Origin of the sequence: Paenibacillus polysaccharolyticus, assembly GCF_900102085.1 — a bacterium.
GTDB lineage: Bacteria > Bacillota > Bacilli > Paenibacillales > Paenibacillaceae > Paenibacillus > Paenibacillus polysaccharolyticus.
Map to the genome: position 1 here is coordinate 109,798 of NZ_FMVM01000019.1, position 25,474 is coordinate 135,271.

At 48.1% G+C, this 25,474-nt stretch carries 15 protein-coding genes; 14 read left to right on the top strand and 1 reads right to left on the bottom strand.

From position 1 onward, the window contains the following. Window positions 1-111 precede the first annotated feature (111 nt). The 9 genes from BLQ13_RS23700 to BLQ13_RS23740 all read left to right on the top strand — a co-directional run bounded on the left by BLQ13_RS23700 (window position 112) and on the right by BLQ13_RS23740 (window position 15,707). Window positions 112-3,501 (top strand): tubulin-like doman-containing protein, encoded by a 3,390-nt coding sequence (locus BLQ13_RS23700; RefSeq protein ID WP_090924165.1) that lies wholly within the window; start codon window positions 112-114, stop codon window positions 3,499-3,501. Window positions 3,502-3,514: 13 nt separating this feature from the next. After that, on the top strand, window positions 3,515-6,088 hold the full coding sequence (locus tag BLQ13_RS23705; RefSeq protein WP_244159438.1) for a transcription initiation factor TFIID: 2,574 nt from the start codon (window positions 3,515-3,517) through the stop codon (window positions 6,086-6,088). 177 nt (window positions 6,089-6,265) lie between these two features. Then, a complete protein-coding gene (locus BLQ13_RS23710) occupies window positions 6,266-7,549 on the top strand; it encodes a vWA domain-containing protein (RefSeq protein WP_090924166.1) in 1,284 nt (427 codons plus the stop codon). Window positions 7,550-7,570: 21 nt separating this feature from the next. Then, window positions 7,571-8,263, top strand: a complete 693-nt coding sequence (locus BLQ13_RS23715) for a beta-mannanase (RefSeq protein ID WP_090924167.1) — start codon at window positions 7,571-7,573, stop codon at window positions 8,261-8,263. A gap of 126 nt (window positions 8,264-8,389) precedes the next feature. Continuing rightward, window positions 8,390-9,649: a TRAFAC clade GTPase domain-containing protein gene (locus tag BLQ13_RS23720; protein WP_090924168.1), complete on the top strand. Its 1,260-nt coding sequence runs from the start codon at window positions 8,390-8,392 to the stop codon at window positions 9,647-9,649. Continuing rightward, a complete protein-coding gene (locus BLQ13_RS23725) occupies window positions 9,646-12,864 on the top strand; it encodes a GAP1-N2 domain-containing protein (protein WP_139168943.1) in 3,219 nt (1,072 codons plus the stop codon). The genes BLQ13_RS23720 and BLQ13_RS23725 overlap by 4 nt, the downstream gene beginning before the upstream one ends. Before the next feature lie 493 nt (window positions 12,865-13,357). Next, on the top strand, window positions 13,358-14,242 hold the full coding sequence (locus tag BLQ13_RS23730; protein WP_090924170.1) for an ABC transporter ATP-binding protein: 885 nt from the start codon (window positions 13,358-13,360) through the stop codon (window positions 14,240-14,242). 101 nt (window positions 14,243-14,343) lie between these two features. After that, window positions 14,344-15,162: a ferric iron reductase gene (locus BLQ13_RS23735; RefSeq protein WP_090924171.1), complete on the top strand. Its 819-nt coding sequence runs from the start codon at window positions 14,344-14,346 to the stop codon at window positions 15,160-15,162. A 65-nt stretch (window positions 15,163-15,227) separates the two neighbouring features. After that, on the top strand, window positions 15,228-15,707 hold the full coding sequence (locus BLQ13_RS23740) for a glutathione peroxidase (protein WP_090924172.1): 480 nt from the start codon (window positions 15,228-15,230) through the stop codon (window positions 15,705-15,707). Window positions 15,708-15,831: 124 nt separating this feature from the next. Here BLQ13_RS23740 and pelA read toward each other — a convergent pair whose 3' ends face one another. Next, window positions 15,832-17,028, bottom strand: a complete 1,197-nt coding sequence (pelA, locus tag BLQ13_RS23745) for a pectate lyase (RefSeq protein ID WP_420848962.1) — start codon at window positions 17,026-17,028, stop codon at window positions 15,832-15,834. A 522-nt stretch (window positions 17,029-17,550) separates the two neighbouring features. Here pelA and BLQ13_RS23750 point away from each other — a divergent pair. From BLQ13_RS23750 to BLQ13_RS23770, 5 genes are all read left to right on the top strand, one after another. Next, window positions 17,551-18,912, top strand: a complete 1,362-nt coding sequence (locus tag BLQ13_RS23750; RefSeq protein ID WP_090924173.1) for an FAD-dependent oxidoreductase — start codon at window positions 17,551-17,553, stop codon at window positions 18,910-18,912. Window positions 18,913-19,169: 257 nt separating this feature from the next. After that, window positions 19,170-20,027 carry a formate/nitrite transporter family protein gene (locus BLQ13_RS23755; RefSeq protein WP_090924174.1) on the top strand — a complete coding sequence of 286 codons (858 nt, stop codon included), beginning with the start codon at window positions 19,170-19,172 and terminating at the stop codon, window positions 20,025-20,027. Window positions 20,028-20,493: 466 nt separating this feature from the next. After that, window positions 20,494-22,557: a molybdopterin-containing oxidoreductase family protein gene (locus tag BLQ13_RS23760; protein ID WP_090924193.1), complete on the top strand. Its 2,064-nt coding sequence runs from the start codon at window positions 20,494-20,496 to the stop codon at window positions 22,555-22,557. Between the two features lie 166 nt (window positions 22,558-22,723). After that, window positions 22,724-23,947: an MFS transporter gene (locus tag BLQ13_RS23765; protein WP_090924194.1), complete on the top strand. Its 1,224-nt coding sequence runs from the start codon at window positions 22,724-22,726 to the stop codon at window positions 23,945-23,947. Window positions 23,948-24,149: 202 nt separating this feature from the next. Next, the gene (locus BLQ13_RS23770; protein WP_090924175.1) at window positions 24,150-25,070 is read left to right on the top strand and encodes a class I SAM-dependent methyltransferase; all 921 of its coding nucleotides are present in this window, start codon (window positions 24,150-24,152) and stop codon (window positions 25,068-25,070) included. The last annotated feature ends 404 nt before the right edge of the window (window positions 25,071-25,474 follow it).

Genomic DNA, 25,474 nt, shown 5'->3' on the forward strand with positions numbered 1-25,474 from the left:
AAATTGAATCAAAAAATACGGGAATAACAGCGACCCTTCAGGTTACTCTGTCATCGGAGTGGCAAGTGTAATGAGTTGTAGCCCAACTGGTTTACTAAGGGAGGATATTGAATGAAACCGATCGTGAGAGAACATATTCAACAACTGGATGTATCACTGGGCGGAGGTATCGTCAGTGAGAAAATCAGGGTCGATACGATTGACAACCCTATTCTGATTATCGGTCTGGGCGGAACGGGAATTGACGCGCTACTGCGTCTGAAATATCAGATCAATCGTCGTTTCAAGCTGCCACAAGACCCGGTGTCCAAGAAAAAGATGGAGAAGCCGGACAACGTTGAATTTCTGGCGTTTGAAACGAACGAACAGGATCGCGCGAAGAAATACAGAGGCATCGGCCTTGATCCGATCAACGAATTTGTACTGCTTTCGAATGCCGAGATTGGCGGCCTTTTGCAGAATCGTAGCGTGCTGGAGCCGTATATCACGGACTGGCTGTCTCCTGAACTGAGCATCACGGACGGTATGAACGGAGCCGCAGGGGTGCGTCAGGCTGGACGTTTGCTGCTGTTTACGAAGATCAATCAAGTCGTACAGGCCATCGATAAAAAGATCAAAACATTATCCGTTGGTACGAACAAAAAACTGATGGTATTCCTGCTCACCGGATTGTCCGGTGGTACAGGCAGCGGCTGCTTCCTCGATATTTCCTATATCGTGCGTGGCATCATTGAGCGGGATCACGGCTCTGCCGGGATTGACCGCGTCAACACGCTCGGTTACCTGTTCACGCCTGACGTGAACCTGTCTAACAAAAGCCTGAGCGAGCATACACGCGAATATATTCGCAAGAATGGATATGCAGCGCTCAAAGAGCTGGATTACTGGATGAACGTGGACAGCCGCGGTGAGCGGTTTACACAGAAGTACGGCAATATTTTGGCCGTGAACTCGCCGCTGCCGCCATTTAACCTGTGTCATCTGATCTCGGCGACGAATACGGAAGGCAAGTTACTGGAGAATGCCTATGACTACTGCATGAACGTTACGGCGGAGAACATCACCAACTTTATCTCCAGTGAAGAGAAGCAGTCGGGTGAGGAATTTGCGATCCACGACTACATCAGCAACATTCGCACCAACATCGCACAGATGAACAAATTGTACCCGGCCAACTATGACTACAACATCATCGGTGCATCTTCGGCTGTACTGCCGATTGAAGAGATGACAACATATCTGGCCTACAGGATGTTCGACAAAATGAGCACCATGTTCTCCAAAGCACCGAATCAGGAAGATACCGAGAAGTTTGCCCGTAAGCTGGGTATTGATCTCGAAAGTGTAGTTAAATCCTTCGAATCTCGCGTACCTGAACCACTACCGGGTTACCAGAACAGTGAACGTCTATCCTATGGCAACGTGGTGAAATCCCAGGTCGTCAACATGGATACGGAGCTGGAACAGAACTTCCTGGCACGTGCCCGTGAGGAATATATCAAGGCGAAGAAACAGCTTCCGGGCGAGATTGCGGGTCAGTTTACCGAGCAGATTCGGCGGATGTTTTTGCATCCTGAACAGGGGCCGTTCTATGTCTCTCGTTTGATTTATACCGAAAAAGGATTCTGTGTACTGAAAATGATTCAGTCGTACATCGAAACGCTACGGGAAAATGCGTTCCGCATTCCACGTGATATTGAAGCGGCTCAGGAGCAGTCCGAAGAGAAGCTGGGTGATGCGAAGAGTGCTTTTGTCTCCAAAGAGAAGAAAAAGAATGCTTATATCGAAGCGAAAATTCATGAATACTGGCTGCATGCCGATGTGGAACGCAACGACCAGATGATTGAATTCTATGAAGATCTGTATGAATTGCTGAATCAAGAGAACAGCCGCATTTATAACGTATTTTCCGAGACGCTGAATGCGCTCAGCTCCATCTTTGCCAAGAACGGCGATCTGCTGACACGCAGCGAAGAGCAGACCGATCACAAAGGAAACAAAACCTATTATTGGAACGTGGTAAGTGTACCGGATATCGTGAGCGTGGTGGACGGGCTGCTGGACAAACGCGATACGGATGATCTGATCCGCGACTTCTCGCGTGAGCTGCTGGAGAATTCGAGCCAGTGGGTGAAGGAAAACGAGATTGATATCGTTAGCTCCATCTCTGATTTCCTAAGTGAAAAATTCGGTGATCTCATTACTCGCTCCATGGAAGATTTCCTGGTGATCAAATATGGGAAAGACGAGTCCGTTGAGAAATTCGTGGAACGTTTTATTGCAGGTAAGCTGGATGACGAGGCCGTGCCGGTATTTAATCTGAGCAATAGCACAGGCAGTCTACATTTCCCTTCTTGGGGGTTTGTGTCCGTGCCAGCACAGGCTCCGGGTATCTTGAAGGGGATTCGTAACTACCAGAACAATGCCGTAGGCAAATCTCACTTTACTGTTAAAGAAAGCGAAGTGCGGAACCGTATTTTCTGGCTGAATACACGCAACGGGGTACCACTCTTTGTATATACACCGCTCAAAGTGTATGAAGAGAGCTACGAACGCACGATTTTGGACAAAGAGGGCATTGGACGTCATTTGGTGCAGACGGAGAAAAATAACTGGACGTACCTGCCGTCTCCGATCCCGGAAAAATCATGGGGAGATGTGTACGAGAACGTCCGCGTGAAGCAGTACAACGCAAGGGTTCGCAATGAATTCGAGCAGGCGCTCGGTTATAACATTGTCACTGCCAAATCGCAGGATGAAAATACAAGTAACCGATATGCGATTGTCACGACGGAACCGTTTGACCTGTCTGCCAAGCTGGCTGCTTACGACATGCGTCTAACTTCGAACGCGCCGAATCTGGGTGAAGTGAAACGGGCTGTCCTTGAACTGAAACGTCTGCAATCCGAAGGGTTGCCACGGGTAGATACGAAGGATATTTTCGGAAGTATTAATGAAGATATGGCGAAAGAAAACCTTGTACGCTCTCCACAGCTTATCGCGCGGGTACGTGAGGAACTGGCGAAGATGAATGCAATCACTGCGAAAGTGGCTGAACTGGAAGGCATTCTCGCACAGTATCAGGATGAAGAGCAGTGGTATGATCGTCTCATCGAAGCACTCTATACAGATACGATTGTTAAAAAGGGTGCACTGTACGTCTACGACCGTGATCCGGAGGAAGACGTATGGGAACCGTTCGCTAACCTGATGAAAAGCCGTAATTTCGCTGAATACGAAGTGTTTGGCAACTTCCGCGGCCTGTCCGAGAAGGATCGCAGTACCTTGCTACGCAAATCTTCCCGTCGCGACAACGACCTGACCGCTTCCGAGGATATTACACCGCTCCTGAGCAAGCTGGATGATCTGGCGGCATTGTTTATGGAGTCACGTGATCGTCTGGAGTATGAACGGGTAGAACTCGCGAACGGAGAAGACATCTACCAGTTCTACAGAACGATGTCGTCGAAGCTGAACGATATTCGCAGAAGGCTGAAATAAGGTGGCTGATGGTATGAATGTACCAATGAATATGCAGCAAAAAGAAAACGGGATGCAGCACGCCTTAAAGCGTGAGCTTTACAAGTACGCTTCCCGGTACGCCGTAGAACAGGAACGCCAAGGAAGCCAAGGGGATGGACGCAGCAGCATCCATTACCCGGCGCTGTTCCTTTTTGTTGGTGATCTGGTGAAACCTGCGGTGTCTGCTGTGCATGATATTAACCAGTTGAAGTGGGATAACGAAGACGGTGTAGTATACGTACACATTGGGACAGATGATACATCGAATGAAGCCGATGCATCGAGTCCTTCGAGTCCTTCAAATGCTTCAAACACATTGAATCCAGTGGATGCAGTGAATGCAACGAATTCGTCTCACAATCAGGAGAAAGCAAAATCAGGTTACGGGGCCGAGTCATCCTATGAAAACGCTCAGGTCACGTACCACCGTTTACCAATCTCCACCTCGCATTCACAGCGGAGTTCTTCCAAAACGCTGCGCAAGGATGTACACCGTCGCTTTCACGAGTCGGCAGCGGCGCTTTTTGGATTAAATCGAATGATGCGGCGGGTAAGCAACCGTATTGCTGAATATGGACGGCTGTATTCGTCCTTTGATCGAATTTACGTAACCGTCATTACCCGGGCAGATGATCCGCTGAATGTACTGTTGCCGGAGATAACGAAGCTGGCCGAGACCATTCTGGCACAGTCTTTCAAGTCGGTACAGACGGATCTTCATGTGCTGGTTAGTGAGATGGAGCAGGTCGATTCCTTTGGATATGCCAGCGCAGCGGGACTTGCTTTTCTGCGTGAGCTCGATTACATGCAATCGTTGGATTACATGTTCAGCGGCAAGTTGCTGGTGACGGAGGACGGGATATCCATTCCCGTAACCCATCCTGCAGCGCCCTTGTTTGATCTGGTCTATGTACTTTCGGACAAAAACGAACGTGGCACCGGTGTACCTGGCGGCTGGATTGAAAATGCCGAGATCATCTGCCGCATCTGCCTGCTGAAGAACCGAAAGCAGGAGGAAACCTATGAAGACCGGGCTGCCATCGCCAGCACGGGCGCGAATACCTACAATAATACGTCGTTTAAAAATAATATCCGTACCACCTCGGATCAGCATGGGTATGCCAGTGCAGGTTTTGCCGAGATCAGGCGGCCGAACAAACCGATTGCGCTGACCGTGCTGTACCATCTGTACCGTTATCTGCTTGGCCGGATGCAACAGGAGCCAGACTGGAGCATCAAGGACAAAATGACCTTTTTCGGACTGGATGCCTCCTCCGTGGAACGTAAGGTGGAGGGGCTGTTGCCAAGCGAAGACCTCGTTAGTGGCATGAGCGGCATCATGACGCATAATCGCAGCTTTGCTGAACTCAAGCCGCTCTCTTTAAGAGAGGCTGAGCGAGCGCTGTATGGAGAAGGAGCGGAAGCCTACTTCCGTGAAAATGTTGTCCGTCCGGTGCAGGAACGTGTACGCGAGCGCGGTTCTTCGGGGTCGCTTCGCCGTCAGGCCGAGCAGTCTCATATGGAATATCCCGAAATAGGATACTTTCAGTGGGCTGCCTGGAGCGACGGTGAGCCAGGGAGTGTTCGTGAAGCCCTGCTCGCACTGATCCGCGACAAATCGATGCAACTCGAATCCGCACGGGCACTGATGGAACAGCGTCAGCAAGAGCGGGTGGAGGATCAACCGATCAAACGTGCGCTCTTCCGTGATAAGCAGAACGTGCGCAATCTAATCGATTGTTTACTGGAACGAGTATACGAACCCAAGGTAGACCTGCTACGGTTGGAAAATGAACTGCATTTGCTTCGTATCTACGATACGGAAATGGAAGAACTCCATCGCTACAGTCGTCAAGTTACAACCTCACTTGAAGCGCTGGAGCGTACATTGCATGAAGTAGCGGAAGAGAGCATTGCCGCTGCTGACGAATACATTGGTCAGAACGTCATGGAGTATTACGGCAAAGTGACGGAAGAACTGATCACCGATCTGGAGGCAAGACGGGGGCGGGAAGTATGGTTCGAAGATCGCTACATGGGAGATATGAATGAGCTTGCGATCAAAGGCAGTGACCGTTTGCTTGCACGCTTAATGGAAGTTTGCCGTGACTTGTTGCTTTCCGCGGAACCGCTACGCTTGTCGTTTGAAGAGGAACTACTGCAGCGAGCTAATGTGACGATTACGTACAGGGATCGGGATGTGTTGACCCGTGATGATCTATTCCGCAGGCTGTATCGCACTTTAGAAGATCAGGCCGTTGTTCGGATACGGGTGTTCGACTATACGCAAGAGCATCGGTATGAAGAGAAGTACTTTTTTGGTGACCATCACAGTGCTTTTATGGACTACGCGGCACATGCCGAGGAAACCTCACGCATCTACAAGCTGGGTGTGGTGTATGAGGAACGTAGCAGCGGGGTAGAGAAGCTTAATCTGATGGGTGGTTTCCATCTGGAGGATCTTATGGTGTACCGTAATGGTAAGGTGTACTACGATTCTTATACGGAAAATGGTTATGAGCTTCACCCTGCGGAGCTAGCAGAGAAACTGTCTCCGCTCCGGTAGCGGAATGAAAGAACATATAGCACAATGCACGTTGGAAGGGGCATCCTGTTAAGGGAGTGTAGAGGTAAACCATCTTTAAGTTCAACTTGCTTAGATTAAGCAGAGGTGTCGTTCTATGTTTCGTGGGTACTAAGTCAGCCCGCTTCTGGCGGGCGTTGAGAAAGGATGCATGCAGACATGCAGCGAAAAATCAATCTTCTCCTGGTGCTGTTCAGCCTGATTGGCGGAGCAGTTGGTTTTGCGGCAGGAGAAATCATGCTGCATCAGTGGCTTGGGGAAATGCCGCGCCTGCTGCTGATGGGGTTATATTTCGGTGTGCTAGCACTTAGCGTGGGGCTGTTCTGCCTGCTGGCAGAGATGATCTCACCAAGACTGAACGGTGCTTCGTGGAAGCTAAGGTATCTCAGCTTGTCCTGGAAGCTGCTTGTGCCTGCAACGCTAGCACTGCTACTGGTTGTAGGGATGGGATTGCAATTGCTGTACCAGATCAATCCGGGCGGAGCAAAACAGGTCAAAGACATCATATTGATGATCGATAATTCAGGCAGCATGAACGAGACTGATCCCAATAACGGGCGGTTTGAAGCAGCCAAGACGCTCATTAATCAGATGGAGAGCGACAAACAGGTGGCTGTCATTACGTTTGACGATCAGCCTCAACTGTTGCAGCCGTTTATTGCCGTAGATAGTGAAGCTGCCAAAAGCGAAGTGAATAGCAAAATCGACGGCATTGTCACCACATCCGGGGGGACGAATTTTGATGCGGTACTCCGGGAAGGCATGAAACTGATCGAAGGCAAACAAGATCCGAAACGGGGAACAGTCGTTATCCTGTTATCGGACGGATTCAGTGATGCTGATATCTCGGGCATTTTGCCGCAATATGTACAGGAACAAGTGGCTATCCATACTGTTGGTCTGAGCCTGGTAGACCCTTCGGGGACGGATTTGCTTAAGAGCATTGCTCAGCAAACCGGCGGGATGTACTATGATGTACCTGACGCAGGTGGGCTGAATGTCGCGTTCCAACAGATTTACGATACGATTGATGAACGTACTCTCGTGACGGAGCGTACAGGTGCGATGGAACACAGTATGTATCTGGCCATTTTCCGTGTTGTGGCTTTGCTGCTGATCGGTGTGGCGCTTGGCGTATCCCTTGGACTTGTGTTTGATAACCGTCATCTTGCACTCAGCTTCGGTGTAGGTGGTGCAGTGTCTGGTTTGCTAGCCGGACTGTTACTGGAGTGGGGGTTAAACGGTTCTAGTGTGGGTGATGCTTTCGTTCGATTTGGAGCCATGCTGATCCTGTCAGGTATACTTACCCTTTTCTCCTGGATTGTTCCGATCAAAGAGAACACACCACGCAAGAGCAAAGGGCGCCGGGATGCTGGCCGTGGAACTTCTTCTGCGGAAGGATTCGGTAGGCGGCCAAGAGATACACGCAGCAAAGGATTCTAACATCGGGGAGGTCAACGGAATATGCGGTTTATGAATGCAGATGCAGATCCTTCGGCTCCCCGGATTCGAAAGTTGACGCTCGCAGTAGACGAAGGTCGTTGCACACTTCGCTGGCTCTGGCCGGAGCAACTTGAGGCGGTATACGTGGAACGATTGGAACTTAATCTTATGAATACGGATCGTGTGGGTGAAGAACACAGGAGTGTTACTGATTATGGAGACGATGCGGGCGGATCGACACAGGGCAAGCTGAAGCTGTATACGCGAGAGGAGTACAAGGCGAATAACGGATATGTGGATCGAATAACCGGCTTTGGTGCGATCCAGTACACGGTGTACGCATGCCAGATGCATGAGGATGGGCCTGTACTGATCCGTCAGCAGGATGAAGATAATCAGGGTATTGCAAGTGCAGGCAAGGCGGATATCCGCTTTGCCATTCGCTATAAAAGCGGTTTTTTTCAGAAACGCAAGACGGTGTTGATCACGGTAACTGCTGAGGTACCTGTGCCTAAAGAAGCGCTTTGTTATGTTCGTAAACAAGGTGGCGTTCCGCTGAACAAGGACGATGGAACGGTGTATCCATTTGTGAGTGATTTTGTACCGGGGAAAAATGAAATGCCGCCCGTGGAAGTCGCCAAAGACGACTATATCAGGTTATTCTTCACGGACGGCCCCAAGTACGGAGCTGCCTATCGGCTGATATCAGATTAAACAGACATGACGACTGAAGTTGAGCTTTCAAGCGATTGGAAGGTTGTTCTGTCATCGAAGTGTACCTTGTAAATAACTCCATTTAACTTGGATGTATTTTACACAGATAAGGGGAGGGGAGTGTCTATGAGTTTTTTTAGCCGGTTTTTGAAGAGACAGCAGCCGGAGGAACGGCCGTTGTTCTACGATATCGTATGTCCATACTGCTTTAGCAAATTCTCACCGGAAGAGGTTGTGTTCCGTGCGGCTCACCATCGTGACGATGACGAGGATTATGCACTCGGAGAAGATGCCAAGCTTAACCGATATCGTGAACGCTTTGGGCTGGATACGGTATTTGATATGGAAGCTGTACTGTCACCTTATGATGTACCGGAGGAGCACCGAATCTATTCGGATAACATTGTCATGGGCTTGAATGATCGTTACGGTGTGATGACACGCCGCCGTCTGTGCCCGCATTGTCATAATGAGTTGCCTGTAACAGCGGGTAAGGCACCAAGCAATATCATTTCAATTATTGGTGCATCCCAGGTCGGGAAATCCGTGTATATGACTTCCTTAATTCATACGTTGCAGCATTATACTGCGGATCATTTTGATGCCGCTTGTATGCCGCTGAATGCCGAGATCAGCCGCCGTTTCCGTGCGGATTATGAAGAGCCGCTGTTCGAACGAGGCGACTTGCTGGATTCCACGCAGAAGGAAAAGCTGCAGGAGCCATTTATTTTTCAGTTTGTGTTCAAGGACGAGGATAAAGCGCCGCTGACCCTGGTGTTTTTTGACGTGGCAGGTGAAGGTATGGTGGAGCAGGATTATCTGGGCTTGCACGGACAGCATATCAAAAACTCGGCAGGTATTCTGTTCATGGTTGACCCGCTTCAGATTCGTTCGATCCGGGACAAAATCCGCATTAACCTGGGTAACGAACCGGGGGAATGGACGCCGAAGTACGATGAGCCACGCGATGTGGTGCTGACCCTTTTCGGTGACTTTATCGCCTATCAAGACAAGGCCAAAACCAATATTCCAACCGCTGTCGTGCTCACCAAAAGTGACATGCTGCATTCCCTCAAGGACGAGGAGGGTGATTACATCAAATCCAATAGCAATGTGTTCCGCAACATGGTTCACCGCGACTCTTTCGACCTGACCGAGTTTGAGAATATCGACGGGGAGATTCGCCGTTTTATCGAGAAAGTGGATCGTCCGTTCAAAGGTACGATGGATGTGTATTTCAAAGACACCGCTTATTTTGCCGTATCTGCGCTGGGAAGTAATCCGGTAGATATGAAAATTCAGGGTGTAGTTAGTCCCATCCGAGTGGACGAGCCTTTCCTGTGGCTGCTATACAAACTCAAGTACATTGAGGGGAGAGTGGGATGATGCGTTCTACTAACACTCCGCCCATTGAACAGCAGATGTACACGAGAGAGCGGCGCGGGGTATTCCGGACGACGGAGGGATTCGATACGGTGGCTGCATCACCGGGGCTGGACCCTTCTTTTATCAAAAAAGTACTTCATCCTTACTGTGTCTATGATGCTCCTGCGGAGCTGACAGGCCGAAGTGAGAAGGACGAGAGCAAGTATCCGGCTTCGATGCACCTGTTACATCTGGAGAGCGGCGAGACCATTCTCGGGCAAAATGTGTATCAGGCTGCGGATTTTACCGGCCTGCGCAGCGCGTTTTTCGCTCACAATTATGTTCTATCACCGGCAAGCTCGGAAGAATATATGAAACGTGGCGACTGGCTGGATGCCGTGTTCGCCAACTCATATGATATCGAGCAGGGTACAGAGCTACCTGCACTGACAGCATTGCCTTTAGCGACAGAAGGTGGAGCAGGACTTGGAACTGAACTGCCCGGTGGTAGCTTTGAGGCAAACACGTCACCGAGCCAGATTCTAAGCGCTCTGAAAATGGACGAGACATTGTTCAAGCGTATGCTGTATGCCGTGATGCAATCTGTGGCGGCACGTCGCAAGGTATACATAGCACTGGATGTGCCAACAGAGGAAGTAACAGCAGGAGCCAAGGCATTGCTTCGTCTGCTGTACAAGGCATTGCCGTATGCGTTCCGACGTCAGCTTGGGTTTATGACATTTGCCAAAGAGCCACAGGCCAAGAAAGGTATTCATGTGCAATTTGTGGAGCGTGGCACACTGCGTCCCAAGGATCGAAATACGGAGAAGGATTTTACATTTGATCTCGTCTCTGGGCGTGTCACACACGCGGATGCTTCAGTTGCGAAGTTACCTTATGCAGAATTTGCGTGGTTTTTGATGCAGGATCAGGCAAGGTCGGCCGAGTTTTATGGATTTGCCGATGAGATGTTGGCAGGCATGGAGCCTGGACGTGAACTTTCCATCGAAGCCTATGGGGAGCTATCTGTATTTTACAGCCTTGAACAAGGCGTAGAGGATTTATATCTGAATAACAAACATGAGGTCTTGAGCGGCTTGTTGACATATCTGAAGCCGGAGGGCGGATTACAGCAGCGTTCACGTCTGAACGAACTGTTCCTGACCTTGCTCAGCCGGGAACTGGATAGTGTACGCCGGGAAAATGTACCTGAAGAAGTGGTGGCTTCTCGCATCGGTGAGTATTTTCGGGTCGCTACACCAGTGGTGAAGGCCCGGATTGTGGATTATTTTATCTACGGTGTAAACAATGCGCGAGCGCAGAAACGATTGCGTGCTGTGCAGGAGCTGTATACCATTTTGGATTGGGATGCTCAGTTGAATCAGGCCTTCTTTGATAAGGTGCTGGGTAATGCTTCTTTGACCAAACTGCTGTTTGAGCCATATCTGGACAATCAGCTGACACGTACCGAAACGGCAGCAAGCGTGATTGAGCTTATCCAGCGATGGGTTACGGCTCATCCATCTGCCATCCAATCCGCTTTTTTAGTGGAACGGTCTTGTACCGAGCTACGGGAAAGACTGTGTTCTGCGCCCAATCCGGTGCAATCAGCGAACGAAGCTCTTCAACGGGTTAGCGTTTTGGACTTTATCACCGAGAGTGGTGCGATGGAATCGGAAATTACCGGATATATCGGACAAACAGAGTTTTTTGCCGATTCAGGACATCAGGCTACAACTACGCATCCTACCAGTAAACCAACCACTCCATCCCTTGGTAAACAACCGGTTGCATATCAGGAGGCTTTAACCAAGCTAGCTGACAAGCTTGCTTATGTCATCAACCTGTTTATGATCCAGGATCTTGATCTGGAACGGGTGAATCGGGAGCAACTGTTGCAGATCGATATTTTGCAGCATGAGCAAGAGGTTCGGGATTGGGCGGTACGTCAAGGCTCGGATGTCGTTGCAAGAACCAATATGATGCTGGCAGCCAGAGCATGGCTTAGCGGTGACGGTAATGCGGAAGAAGGAATGGAATCTCTCTCCCTTGCTGAGCGTGACGAGCTTCAGCGCTGGACTCGTCACTGGCTCGCGGCAGAGCTACGGAATCAGCCCGGAACACCAGCTTATGAGGCATTGTCGCTTGCGTTTTATCGTGGGGGTAGCGGGAGTAATCGGCTTGATTATTCGGGTCTGATCGAGTTTGCACGCAGTCATATGGGGCACCCCGAAGAGATCTATACTTTTTTTGAATGGTCTGGTGCGCAGCGCATGTTTGTTCGCGGTTCTAACGCACATAAAGGATATGCGGATGCCATCATCCTGTATTTCAAAACGCATGATCGGGAAGCGTTCCGATCCAAGTCTGCTTTTAAGCCGTACTATGCCAAAGCAGGAAAAGCGCTGAAGCCGGTCTATGATCGGGCCAAAGCGGAACTTGCCTCTCCGTTCATGCGCATGTTAACAGGACGGAAGAAAACACGGTGGCTGGGATTGTTGCTGTTGTTCCTGATTCTCGGTGCTGCAGGTGGTACGTATGCTCTGATGAACAATTCATCTGAACCTGAGGCACAGCCACCCATAGATCGGGAACCTGTAGTTGCCACGAATCCAGAAGAGAAGCCAGCAGACTACATTGCTTATATTGTTGCAGAGAACAAGCGGGAAGGGTCTAAATCACCAGCCCAATTAGTCATCCGCTTTCGGAGCGAGACAGGCGGCATTCCTTTTGAAAAGGGGAATCTTCAGCTACGTATGGATGACGGAAACACAAAGGATATCGATGTTACAGACCAGTGGGAAAGCCTGAGTCGTGGTGAAGGCTCTGATACAGAAAATACAGGTCAAGGTTCAGCTGATTCAACGACTGGCGTAACAGACGAGACAGCAACGAAACAAGGTGATTCCTCGAAGGAACAGCCAGATGCTTCAACGAGTGAAGCGGATAAGGGTGCTCCATCCGAAGTTGGCAACGCGTCAGCTGGAACAACAAATGAATCAACGGAGCAAAGCCAAAATAAAACAGGTGATAATTCAACCGATGAAGCTTCACCAGAGGGCCAGAATAAAACGGAAACTAAGGCACCGTTAACCTTGGCAGAAGCAGATCGCTTGTACCCCTATGGCATGCAGATTAAGTTGCCAGACGATATCAACCCCGATCAAGTTGTGAGCATCCAGCAAGGTGCAGAAGGCTCGGGGGTCACGATTAACCTGATGCAGAAGCCAAGCTGAATTTGTATTAGGTACCATGCGAATTGGAACTGGCAAGGAACTATAAAGTGAGATTTGGGGGATGATTCTGAAACGGAGGTTTCAGAATCATTTTTTTTTGTGTAACAATTGTCTTTTCTAGATGAAGTGTGCTGATGAGTTGTTTTTGTTCACGAATTAGACATATATCGATTGATTCAAATTAAGGTAATTAGGCCAGTGGTGAAAAATCGCACGGAATGACTGAGAAATACTCTCATATAATAAGTGTCATAGTAGCCATTGAGATGCTGATTTCGAGCAAAAAATGCCTTATAACATCAAAAAAATTGGGATTTTTGGTTGACAAGTGATAATGATTATCAGTATCTTTAGTGTAGCAGATTAAACAGTTTCTTTTAGAAGGTTAAAGCGTCGGAAAATTCAGAAGTAATGAATCAGAATATAATTTCAATTTCGTTGTCGTTATGATAGCCGGAATACATACCGGGATTAATGAGAGAGGGATGATCGCATGTTTCGTCTGGAGACGTCCAAGCTGGATATCGCTTATGAGGAAAGACTGATTGTTGAGGATCTGAACATTCAGATTCCCCAAGGGAAAATTACCGCACTTGTGGGGGCCAACGGTTCGGGGAAATCAACGATTCTGAAGACCATGGCACGTATTATGTCTCCGAAGGCAGGTAGCGTGTTACTCGACGGCAAGTCCATCCATAAGCAGTCTACGCGTGAAGTTGCCAAGCAACTTGCGATTCTGCCTCAGAATCCTACAGCACCGGAAGGGCTGACCGTTACAGAATTGGTTTCCTATGGTCGTTTCCCTTATCAAAAAGGATTCGGTTCCATGCGTGCAGAAGACAAACGCATGATTGAGTGGGCGATCGAGGTGACTGGCATGACGGAATTCCATGACCGTCCGATTGATCAGTTGTCCGGCGGACAACGTCAACGTGCCTGGATCGCTATGGCACTTGCACAGGAAACAGATATTCTGTTCCTGGACGAGCCGACAACCTTCCTCGATATGGCTCACCAGCTTGAAGTATTGCAGTTGCTGGAGCATCTAAATGCCACTGCTAATCGTACCATTGTGATGGTCGTCCATGACCTGAATCATGCATCTCGGTATGCACAGCATATGATCGGCATCAAGCAAGGTAAAGCCATTGCAGAAGGTTCCCCAGTTGAAGTGATGACCTCAGACGTGCTGCGTGAAGTATTTAACATTGAAGCCGACATCGTTATGGACCCGCGCTCCAATGTACCGCTCTGCTTGCCATATGCGCTCGCTGGCGAACGTCCAAAACCAGTTGCTCCTGAAACCAAGGTAGTGAACAGTGCGATGGTTCATGCGGCAGGTCGCGCCGAACATCGTGTGCAAGCAACAGGCAGTTAAAATAAACGAGCTGGATCGGATGTGCGATCCTGAATTATAGAAATGAAGCCGCTGTGCGCTGTTAGCACGCGGCTCATTCGCATTCACAGGAGGTTTCATTAATGAGCGCAATCAATTACACCTGGCTTGAACAATATGCACGTATCTCGAGGAATGCCATTTTGAACTCTGTCTACGCTGCACCTCTGGCTTCGTTAAGGGACGCAGAGCAGGCAAGAGATATGCTAACAACATATAACGAACATTTGCGTGCAGATAGCTTGCAAACCGCAGCGGTGTATTTCATGCATTCCGTTCGTGGTTTGCTCTTGGGTATACATTACCTAAACGCGATGTGTGACAAGGTGCTGGATATTTCTCTGGATAATATTCGATTACAACTCACCCTGCAGGACGGATATCCCGCATTTCATTTTCAACTGCTAGATGACGCTGAAAAGGCTCATCCAGCACCCCCCGTCAACGACGAGCACCACTCAGCGCTAGCTTCTACATCTACATGTCAGGCGATGCTTACAGCTTATTACGGAGAACAGCTTCGGCCTTTAATTGAAGGAGTGGCACTGGCTGGCGGGGCGAATACAGGTCAGATGTGGGCACAGCTTGCGTCGATCCTGAGATGGTTCAAAACGCTGGCTGTTCAGATGGAGATTACAGATCAGGAGCGAGAAGCTGTTATTCAGGGGTATGAGCATGTCATAACGATGCCACCGGAAGTTCTGGGATTACGTAAAAATCTGTTGAAATTCAAGCCGGTAGAGATAGACAGCCCGTATCAACCGGGGGAGAAGATCTTAATGAAGTCAACATGCTGCCTGTATTATAAGGTGGACGGGGGTCAAGATTATTGTTACACGTGTCCCAAACTGAGCAAAGCTGAGCGGCAAACTCGATATGAGGCGATTGTAGCTTCCCGGTAAATTTGAAGTTCACACTTGAACACGTTTATAATTGGGATATTACGATCTCATAGGAGGAATTAGCAATGTCCGTATATTCGTACAAGGCGGTAACCACCGCAAATCAGGAAGTGCCGCTGGATATGTATCAAGGCAAGGTGCTCGTTATTGCAAACACAGCGAGTAAATGTGGATTGACCCCGCAATACGGTGAATTGCAGAAGCTCTATGACCGTTATCGTGATCAAGGTCTCGTCGTGCTTGGTTTTCCTTGTAACCAATTCGGTGGGCAGGAGCCAGGGACAAGCGAAGAAGCCGAATCCTTTTGCCAGATTAACTACGGCGTTAATTTCCCGGTCTTTGCAAAAGTAGATGTGAACGGAGAAGAGGCGCATCCCCTCTTTCAATATTTGAAAGAACAACAGCCCGGATCAGGTGAAACCAGCGACATTCAATGGAACTTTACCAAGTTCCTTGTAAACCGCGAAGGTGAAGTTGTTGGCCGCGTTGAACCGAAAGAATCACCAGAGTCCATGAGTGCAACGATTGAGCAATTGCTCGGTTAATGTGCTACATCTGCTGTAAGGTAAACGTATGATGACGAGAAGCCTGTCCTGCTATTTCGCAGGGACAGGCTTCTTTTTATTGTCTAAAGTGTTGTATCTACACAGAATACTCTACTCAAAATTATTATGATTTGGGAAGTGGCTTGCTAAGCTTGTAGTACCCTTGTTCGGAGGCAAGCTTCAGCAGATTACGAGCATAACTTCCAGCCCATGAATAGCCATGTCTGCGCTCCTCGCTGATGTCCAGAATGTTCATATATTTTTTACCGTCCCGATCTGCGTAAAAAGGAATATCTTCATCGACGTTATAGAAACGGTACCAAATGACACTGCCAGCATCGGGCTCGAAATAAACGGGGCCTTGCCGATTGTATTTGGTGCCATCTTCACGAACGGTATCAAACCATTTCAATGCGCTTTTAGCAGCATGTTCGATTTCAGGTGTCTGAGGTAGAGACATAAGGAAAGCGGTAATGGCAACTGACTCTGATCCCGATTTGGAAGCCAGCTCATAGGCTCGGCCAGGTAACGGTTCATAGGTCACAGGATCATGCTGTGCACCCCAGACAGTAGGTACTCCCTTATTTATAATCTGGGCTTTCAGCGTATAAGCAATACCTTTATCTAATGCAAGCTTTAGTTTACTGCGTTCCTGGCTCGTCAGAATATCATTATCAAACCCGTGTTTGCGCTGGGTGATATCATCTAGTAGAATCATCGTTTGCACCATCGCATTGTCATTGTACGTTACGGCATCCGAATAATTACTGCGTTTAGGATAGACCTGAGGCCAGCCACCCGAAGGGTACTGTGACACGAGAATAAAATCAACGGCTTTGCGGACACTGTCCTTAAAGATCGGATTACCGGTTTTGACATACATTTCAGTCAGGAAGCGGATTTCCGATGTTGTAGCATCATTATCGAAGGTTCCAAGCTCAACACCGCTCGGGTCTTTCCAGCCAGAACGTTCCGTTACACCATTCCAAGGGGTAGCATATTGTTTCTCCATGTCTTTGTAAAAGCCGCCGTGCGGCATCTGCCAGGATACGATATTCAGTGCATAAGCCGTATCTTTGGCGAGATCCCCAGTCGCGAAGTTGCTTATATCCCTGAATTTCTGCAACAAAGAGGACACATCTTCAAGGGTAGAACTGGATTTCTGGCTCGGCAACACTTCGGTTTTAATTGTCACTGGGGCGGAGGAAGCATTAACATCGGCAGCAGCGGCATGTGGAGTGACTAATGCGGCAGTGATCATGGCCATAGAAAGTGCAAGGGGTATGATGCGTAATGGGGCTAACAATTTAGGTTTACTCAAGTGAACGCCTCCTTAAGCTATTATTTTCCCGAACTAATATGGAACATATATATCATATAATCCAATAAAAGGATTCTATATATTGTAAGCGCTTACTAATAAAGAAATCAACCTTTAATTTTAAATGGCATCCATTTTCGCATTCTGTTCATTCATCCTGCCTATTGTGTGTTCGATAGAAGATAGCTGGTACTGCGCTAAAACGGAATTTGAATGATTTGGAGGGCATAAGCAATAGGCAACTCGGGGAAAATGTAAGCAGTGAAAATAAGATTGGGTCCGTACTTATAACGTATAAAAATCTATGGTGAACTTAAGACAAAAGTAGAACTGTCGCATGTTTTATGAGGAAATTGAATTTATTTTTGCAAAACCTATTGCAATGTGAAAAAGATCACATTATAATGAGTGTATAAAGTGAAATAAATCACAAGCGATCTACCGAACTAATAGTGAATTATTTCACAACCATAACCATGTTTATTAAACTCATTATTTTATATACTCCAAGGAGGAACTCTCATGAAAATCGCAGTCATCGGATGTACACACGCAGGAACAGCAGCTATCGTAAATACCGCCAAATTATACCCGGATGCCACCATTACCGTATATGAACGCAATGATAATATCTCTTTCCTGTCATGTGGTATTGCGCTCTACGTAGGTGGAGTGGTCAAAGACCCTGACGGCCTGTTCTACTCTTCGCCGAATCAATTGGCAGATCTCGGGGTAGTGACCAAGATGCTTCACGAAGTTACAGCAGTGGATGCCAAAGGCCACACCTTGCGGGCTAAAAATCTGCAAACCGGGGAAGAATTTGAAGATACATTTGACAAACTGATCATGACTACAGGTTCATGGCCTGTTGTGCCGAAGCTGGAAGGCATCGAGATGGATAACATCCTGCTTTGCAAAAACTACAATCACTCCAACACCATTATCGAAAAAGCCAAAGATGCGAAACGTGTTACTGTAGTCGGCGCAGGATACATCGGTGTGGAACTGGTCGAAGCATTCCAGATGAACGGTAAAGAAGTGACGCTGATCGACAGCGTGGATCGTATTTTGAACAAATACCTTGATCCTGAATTTACAGATGGAATTGAAGATACGCTCACGAATAAAGGCATTAAACTGGCTCTCGGTCAAACCGTACAGAAATTTACGGGTGAGAACGGCAAAGTAACCAAAGTCATCACATCCAAAGGGGAGTTTGAGACTGACTTGGTCATTCTTTGCATCGGATTCCGTCCAAATACGGAGCTGCTTAAAGGCCAAGTGGATATGTTGCCAAACGGTGCAATTATCGTCGATAAATATATGCAAACTAGTCAGGAAGATGTCTTTGCTGCAGGTGACAGCTGTGCGATCCACTACAATCCAACCGGCAAAGCGGCTTACATTCCACTGGCTACAAACGCCGTGCGGATGGGTACACTCGTAGCGAGAAACCTGGTTCGTCCAACGACACCTTATGTGGGAACACAGGGCACATCGGGCATCAAAATTTATGAGCAAAATATTGCAGGGACAGGAATGACCGAGATGTCTGCTAAAGAAGAGGGGCTTGTTGTCGAATCGGTTGTTCTGGAAGACAGCTACCGTCCTGAGTTCATGCCAACGGCTGAGAAACTGTTGCTTAAAGTGGTTTACGAACAAGCGACTCGCCGGATTGTCGGTGCACAGGTAATGTCACAAGTGGATCTGACGCAGTCGATCAATACGATCTCGGTTTGTATTCAGAACAACATGACGGTGGATGAGCTGGCGTTTATCGACTTCTTCTTCCAACCGCACTACAACAAACCTTGGAACTTCCTGAACACAGCAGGTCTGCAAGCCCTGCCTCCGGTAGAGGTTAAAGCGCCAGCGCTGGTGTAAGTCGGTGAGGTAAGTCATGAATGTAGGCGGCTAGCAACGATATTAAATTTGGGTACATCATAAAATAAAGACAGAAGGAAGGCTGGCGATCATATCGTCAGTCTTCTTTTTTTGTCGTCTAAGTAGCAAATTGAATCATCTTCTTAGATTACTTTGTGATTATTTGCACAAAGTTTTCGACAAGGTCGAGATACAATAAAACCATAGATGAATTCAATGATTTGCGAACGGATAGAAGACAAAGGAGAGGATGACATATGGCGACCAAAACACCTCTGGAGGTTGCACAATATACGGCGCAGGCTGGTGTTAAGAAAGCACAGAATCCGGTTTCTTCTGTGCTGATTCTTGGTTTCCTGGCGGGAGCCTTTATTGCGCTTGGGTTTCTGCTCGATATTCGCGTAATTGCATCTGCACCAGCGGAGTGGGGGAGCATTGCAACGTTTATCGGAGCGGCGGTGTTCCCGGTAGGTCTGATTCTGGTCTTGATTGGTGGTGGAGAACTGTTAACGGGCAATATGATGGCTGTACCGCTCGCTGCAATCACACGTAAAATCTCTCCAGCCAGCATGTTGAAGAACCTGCTACTTGTGACCGTGGGTAATCTGCTCGGTGCATTGTTTGTGGCCTTTTTCTTTGGTCATGTGCTTGGGCTCACCGCAGAGGGTGTATACCTGAGCAAAGTTGTCGATATGGCAGGACACAAATTGCATGACAGCTTCCTGCAGGCTTTTATTTCAGGCATAGGCTGTAACTGGCTGGTAGCGCTGGCTGTCTGGCTGTCTTATGCAGCCGATACGATGAGCGGTAAAATTCTGGGCATTTGGTTTCCAACGATGGCGTTTGTGGCTATCGGATTTCAGCACGTTGTGGCCAACATGTTTCTGATTCCAGCGGCGATCTTTGAGGGGCACTTTTCCTGGGGCCAGTACGTCATGAATTTTATTCCGGTTTGGCTAGGTAATTTAACGGGTGGAGCGTTGTTCGTAGCGGCTTCGTATTGGATGGTATATCTGCGTAAAACAGAGCCAGCGGCCAAGCCGGAGACGGTTGTTCCTGCTATGGTTTCTTCAGTGGAAGCAGAAGGTAGAGCGATGTGGAGTAAACAGGCGTAATTTATGGGAGAGTTGACACTTAGGAGCATTGTAGCATCATATTTGTAAGAATACGGAATAACGAAGTGAGATGATGCATTTCATCGCTTCACGACAGGGTTGATCGTGGGGAGATGGGAGGGGGTCATCTTTTTTTTGCCCAAAATTAAATTCGCCATGACAAGGTTCGGGGGAACGAAACCTGAGCATGGCGAATTTCGGGAGTGGTCCATGATATGGCATGAGGAGGAAGTGGGGAAACACCAGCCTAATGCCTTGTTCTTAATTTACCCCAGGGTTCAGAGAATGAATCATAGGTAGAAAACTTTTTTCGAAATTAAAATTTTTGAATGGAATGACCAGTTTGCACACATAACATGCTACCCAGAATGATGAAGATTTGGCCGATTCATTCTGTTCTCTTTACGTTATAACCCTGAACGGGATATGATATAGGGATAGCTATTGAAAGAGGGGGAGCCCAATGATGATTGAACAGGAGAATGGTGTATTTCCAGCGGTATGCCCGCTCGATTGTCCAGACACATGTGGTCTGCTATTACATAAAGAAAACGGTAAAATTACGAAGGTCACCGGTAATCCGGATCATCCGATTACGAAGGGTGCAATCTGTAATAAAGTTCGAAATATGACGGAGCGGGTGTATCATCCGGGGCGTCTTCAATATCCGATGCGACGTGTCGGCGCCAAAGGTGAAGGCAAGTTCGAGCGTATCAGTTGGGACGAAGCGATTCAGGAAATTACAGGAAAGTTCAAAGACTTGTCTGCAACGTATGGACCTGAGAGCATTCTCCCTTATAGCTTTTACGGCAATATGGGTGTGCTAGGTGTCGACGGCATGGATCGGCGTTTCTTCAATGCGCTAGGCGCAAGCGTGCTGGAGCAGACGATATGTAATGCTGCCGGTAACACAGGCTGGAAATATACGATGGGAGCCAACCACGGCACGTTGCCTGAGGATACAGAGCATGCGGACCTGATTGTGGTGTGGGGTGGGAACATTGTCAGCACCAATATGCATCAGGTTGTACTGGCGGAGAAGGCTCGTAAGAACGGTGCCAAAATCGTTGTCATTGACGTTCACCGAAATCGTACGGCACAATGGGCGGACTGGTTCATCCCGCTCTATCCGGGTACGGACAGTGCGCTGGCACTGGGAATGATGCATGTGCTGTTTGAGCAAGGACTGACGAATGAAGCGTTTATGCAAAAATATACCGTGGGACACGAAGCACTACGCGAGCATGTCCGTAGTTACACACCGGAGCGCGTAGCACGCATTACAGGCGTGCCGGAAGAAACGATTGTAGAGCTGGCACAGCTCTACGGAAGAGCGTATGCCGCTCATATTCACATTGGCAATGGCTTGCAGCACCATGACAATGGGGGCATGAACGTGCGCAGCATTGCCTGCTTGCCTGCAATTACAGGGCAGTGGCTGAAGCGCGGCGGCGGTGCAGTTCGCACGAACAGCTACGGGAGCACCAACGGTGACGCGCTCGAGCGGCCTGACCTAAGGCAAAATGCCAATCCGCGGGTCGTAAACATGAACCGGATTGGCGAAGCATTGCTGGAGGCGGAGCAGCCGATCCGGGCTATGTTAGTTTACTGCAGCAATCCACTGGTGGTAGCACCGGATACGGAACGAGTGGAGCGAGGTTTTGCACGGGAGGATCTGTTTACCGTTGTTCATGACCTGTTCATGACCGATACGGCGAAGTATGCAGATATTGTGCTGCCGGCGACGTCTTCTTTTGAAGCAACAGACCTGTACCTGTCCTACTGGCACCAATATGTCCAGCTACAGGAGCCGGTGATCGCGCCAATCGGCGAAAGTAAAAGCAATGTGGAGCTGTTCTCGTTACTTGGCCAAGCCATGGGTTATGATGCGGACATCTTTGGTGAGAAGCCGGAGCAGATGATTGAGAATGCACTTCAGGACACGGAGAACCCGTATATGAACGGGGTTACACTGGATCGTCTGAAGCAACAGCGGTTTGTGAAGCTGGACATGTCGGCTCATGAATCTTTCCTGGAACATCTGCCTACGCCATCAGGCAAGATTGAATTATACTCCGAGCAGATGCAAAAGAAGGGACTACCGCCATTACCGACATACGCCGCGCTAGTTGAAGGTTTTGATGGAGAGAATCCTGCTGGTCCAGAGCATGCGTACCCACTAATGTATGTGTCGCCGCCAAACCATAATTTCCTGAACTCCAGCTTTGGTAATTCAGCTAAACATCAACGTTTGGAGAAGATGCCGCTGTTGCAAATTCATCCAGAAGATGCGTCTCGCCGCGATGTGCAGGATGGCGATGCCGTTGTGGTGTGGAATGAACGCGGACGTATTGAACTGACTGCCAAAGTGACGGATGCCATGCTTCCGGGAACGGTCATCAGCCAAGGACTGTGGTGGGACGGCGAGGGCAAAAAACAGCGCTCCAACTCGTTGACATCCAGCCGCTTGTCGGATATGGGGAACGGTGCTACCTTTTTCTCGGCCACTGTTGAAGTGAAGCGGCAATGAATGTGCTTGCAGCCAGATAGTTTTGATGTAATATAGATTCATATTATAATATCTTTAACTTACAGGCTTCCGCCGTGGCGAGTTGTGCCACGTGTGCGGGAGCCTTTTGTGCGGACAATGGTAAGGGTATGTCAGGCTAGAAGATGTAAGGAGTATGGGTAAAATGTTGAGATGGCTGGATAACTATCCAAAAGAAGTGAAAGTGTTTTTGCTGGCAAGCATGGTGAGTGCCACGGGTAGTGCTCTCATGTGGCCGCTGACGACTATGTATGTATTCGACGAGCTGGGGCGCACGATGGCAAACGCAGGTTTTGTTATTTTGATTCAATCTCTGGGTGGTATTTTTGGACAGCTGCTTGGTGGCTCTCTATACCATCGTGTAGGTGTGAAAAAACTAATCATTGGTTCGCTTGCACTAAACGCGGCAGGATTGTTCGCATTGCCTTGGATTAGCGCGTACTGGGTTGTTTTTATCTGTGCAATGGGTTGGATTGGGTTATTCGGTTCATTATCGTTGCCTGCAATTCAAGCGTTTATCGGCTTCCGGTTTGCCGAGCGGCGCGGAGAACTGTTTAACATTATTTATGTGGCGAACAACATCGGTGTGGCGATTGGAACGGCGCTTAGCGGATTTCTCGCTGACTTTTCATATCATCTGAGCTTTGTGTTAAACGGGGTGACCTCAGCAGGATTTGCAGTGTTTTTCTGGTTTTATCTGTCCCGGGCGGAGCCGAAGCAGGGAGAAGTACAGCTGACGAAACGCAAAACCGTACCAGACGGTCCGGGCATCTGGACACTGCTGGGGAACACTCGGCTGTATCTGTTTATGAGTCTGGGCGTGTTGTTCCTTTTATTTGGAAACTCTATTTGGAATACAGGCGTATCCCCGTATATTATTTCAGAAGGATTGGAGAAAAGAATGTACGGTCTGCTCTGGACACTTAATGGGGTGCTGATCTTTGTGGGGCAACCATTCACCAGTTGGATAAAACGTACGATGGCTCGTACCTCCAGCGCCCAGATGACAGCAAGTGCCGTATTTTATGGGCTCGCCTACATTGTTATGATCACGATGTACAATTATCCGGGCATGGTACTTGCGATGGTGCTCGCTACTTTCGGAGAGATGTTAATCTCACCGGCAACACCGGCATTTATATCGGAGCATGCGGGGAGGGCAGCCCCTTTTTACATCGGTGTCTCGGGCGGAATTGGAGCGGTTGGACGTGTAATTGGACCGTATGCGATGGGAGTTATGTATGATAGACAGGGCTTAATCCCTGTAGCATGGCTGGCAACCGGGACGGCTGCAATAGCCCTGCTTGGATTTGTACTACATGCTGCGCTGAACCGTAACCGGGAGACTCGAGAATACGGCTTGGACGCATAGGTTTCTAAGTGAAACGGACAAAATGGACGTACTGAATCTAATGAACTGATACGACTGAAATAATATAGATTCTGGTGATCCTATCTCAAAATGAGATTGACAAAATAAATTATATATGCTATAATTTACATATATAAACTTTCCGTATATACTAAGGTTCTCCTGACCAGGGGGACCTTATTTTTGTTGATACGGGAGGAACATGATGAGCGAGAAGAAGGAGTCCAGTATAACGTCTCTGATTTCAGCATTTGCCCGAGCCTACCATACGGAGCATGATGAACCACTTATCTTTAATGATTTTGTAAGTCGAAAACTGATCACTTCAGAAGAGTTCGCAACAATTAGCGAAAACATGATACGAGGCATTCATTTCTTTCACCCGGATGCGGATCATCAGTTCAGGGGTGATTCAAATCAGATATTAAAATGGATAACCCAAGTCCAGCTGTCACCGATCACGCTGGCTCGCTCTGCCTATAGTGAACAGGTGATGCTGCAGGAAGCTGCGCTGGGCGTGAAACAGATGATTGTTCTTGGTGCCGGTATGGACACGTTTGCCTTTAGACACCCGGAATTGGGGGATGAGTTGGACATATTCGAGGTAGATCTCCCATCTGAACAGCAGTTAAAGAAAGAGCGTTTGAGGCAGGCAGAGCTGGTTATTCCACGCAATCTTCATTTTGTACCCATGGACTTCACCCGTGAGATGATTCGTACGGATTCTTGGAGCAGCCTATTCCGAGATGTGAGAACCATGTTTACACTGCTTGGCGTTTCGTATTATTTGCCCAAAGAAGACCTCTGTCGTTTAATTCATCACGCGTTTGCACCTCTTCCAGCTGGAAGTTCAATCGTGTTTGATTATGCAGATGAACATCTCTTTCAGGAAAAGGGCAAATATAACCGTGTCGAAAACATGGTAAAAATGGCTACGATGGGGGGCGAACCGATGCTATCCTGCTTCACGTATGAAGACATGGAGCATCTGCTGGAAAAAGCAGGTCTTCTCATCTATGAGCATCTATCCCCTGAAGAAGTACAGGAGCGGTATTTCAGTCAACGAACAGATGACTTGTCTGCTTTTGAGACGATTCATTTTATTCATGCGGTAAAAAAGTAATCTGATCCCGTGTAAGTCTCATTCGTTAGATCGTTTGACTTGCTTTATATGGATATTTATCTATAATCTTTATTTTGATCTTAGGTTGGATTTTTAAGGCTGATCTTGGGACAATTTGAGGTATAGGCTTTCCTATAAAGCAAGTCTTCTTTTTACAATCGATGCTGAACATAAGCGTTGAAGGCAGTGTGAGGTTCAAAGTGAGATATGAACGTATTGAATATGTTCTTCTTTTCTGCGAAAATCAAATAAAATGGTTGAAATCGCTATCACTAGCGACTATAATGAAAATGTCGAAACGTTTCAATCTGTTGTGTAGAGCAGATTTCTCAATATTTCTTTTTATATGATTAAGAAGAATTTGATTACGAAGGAACGAATCATGACTACAGTTTTGTTTGTAC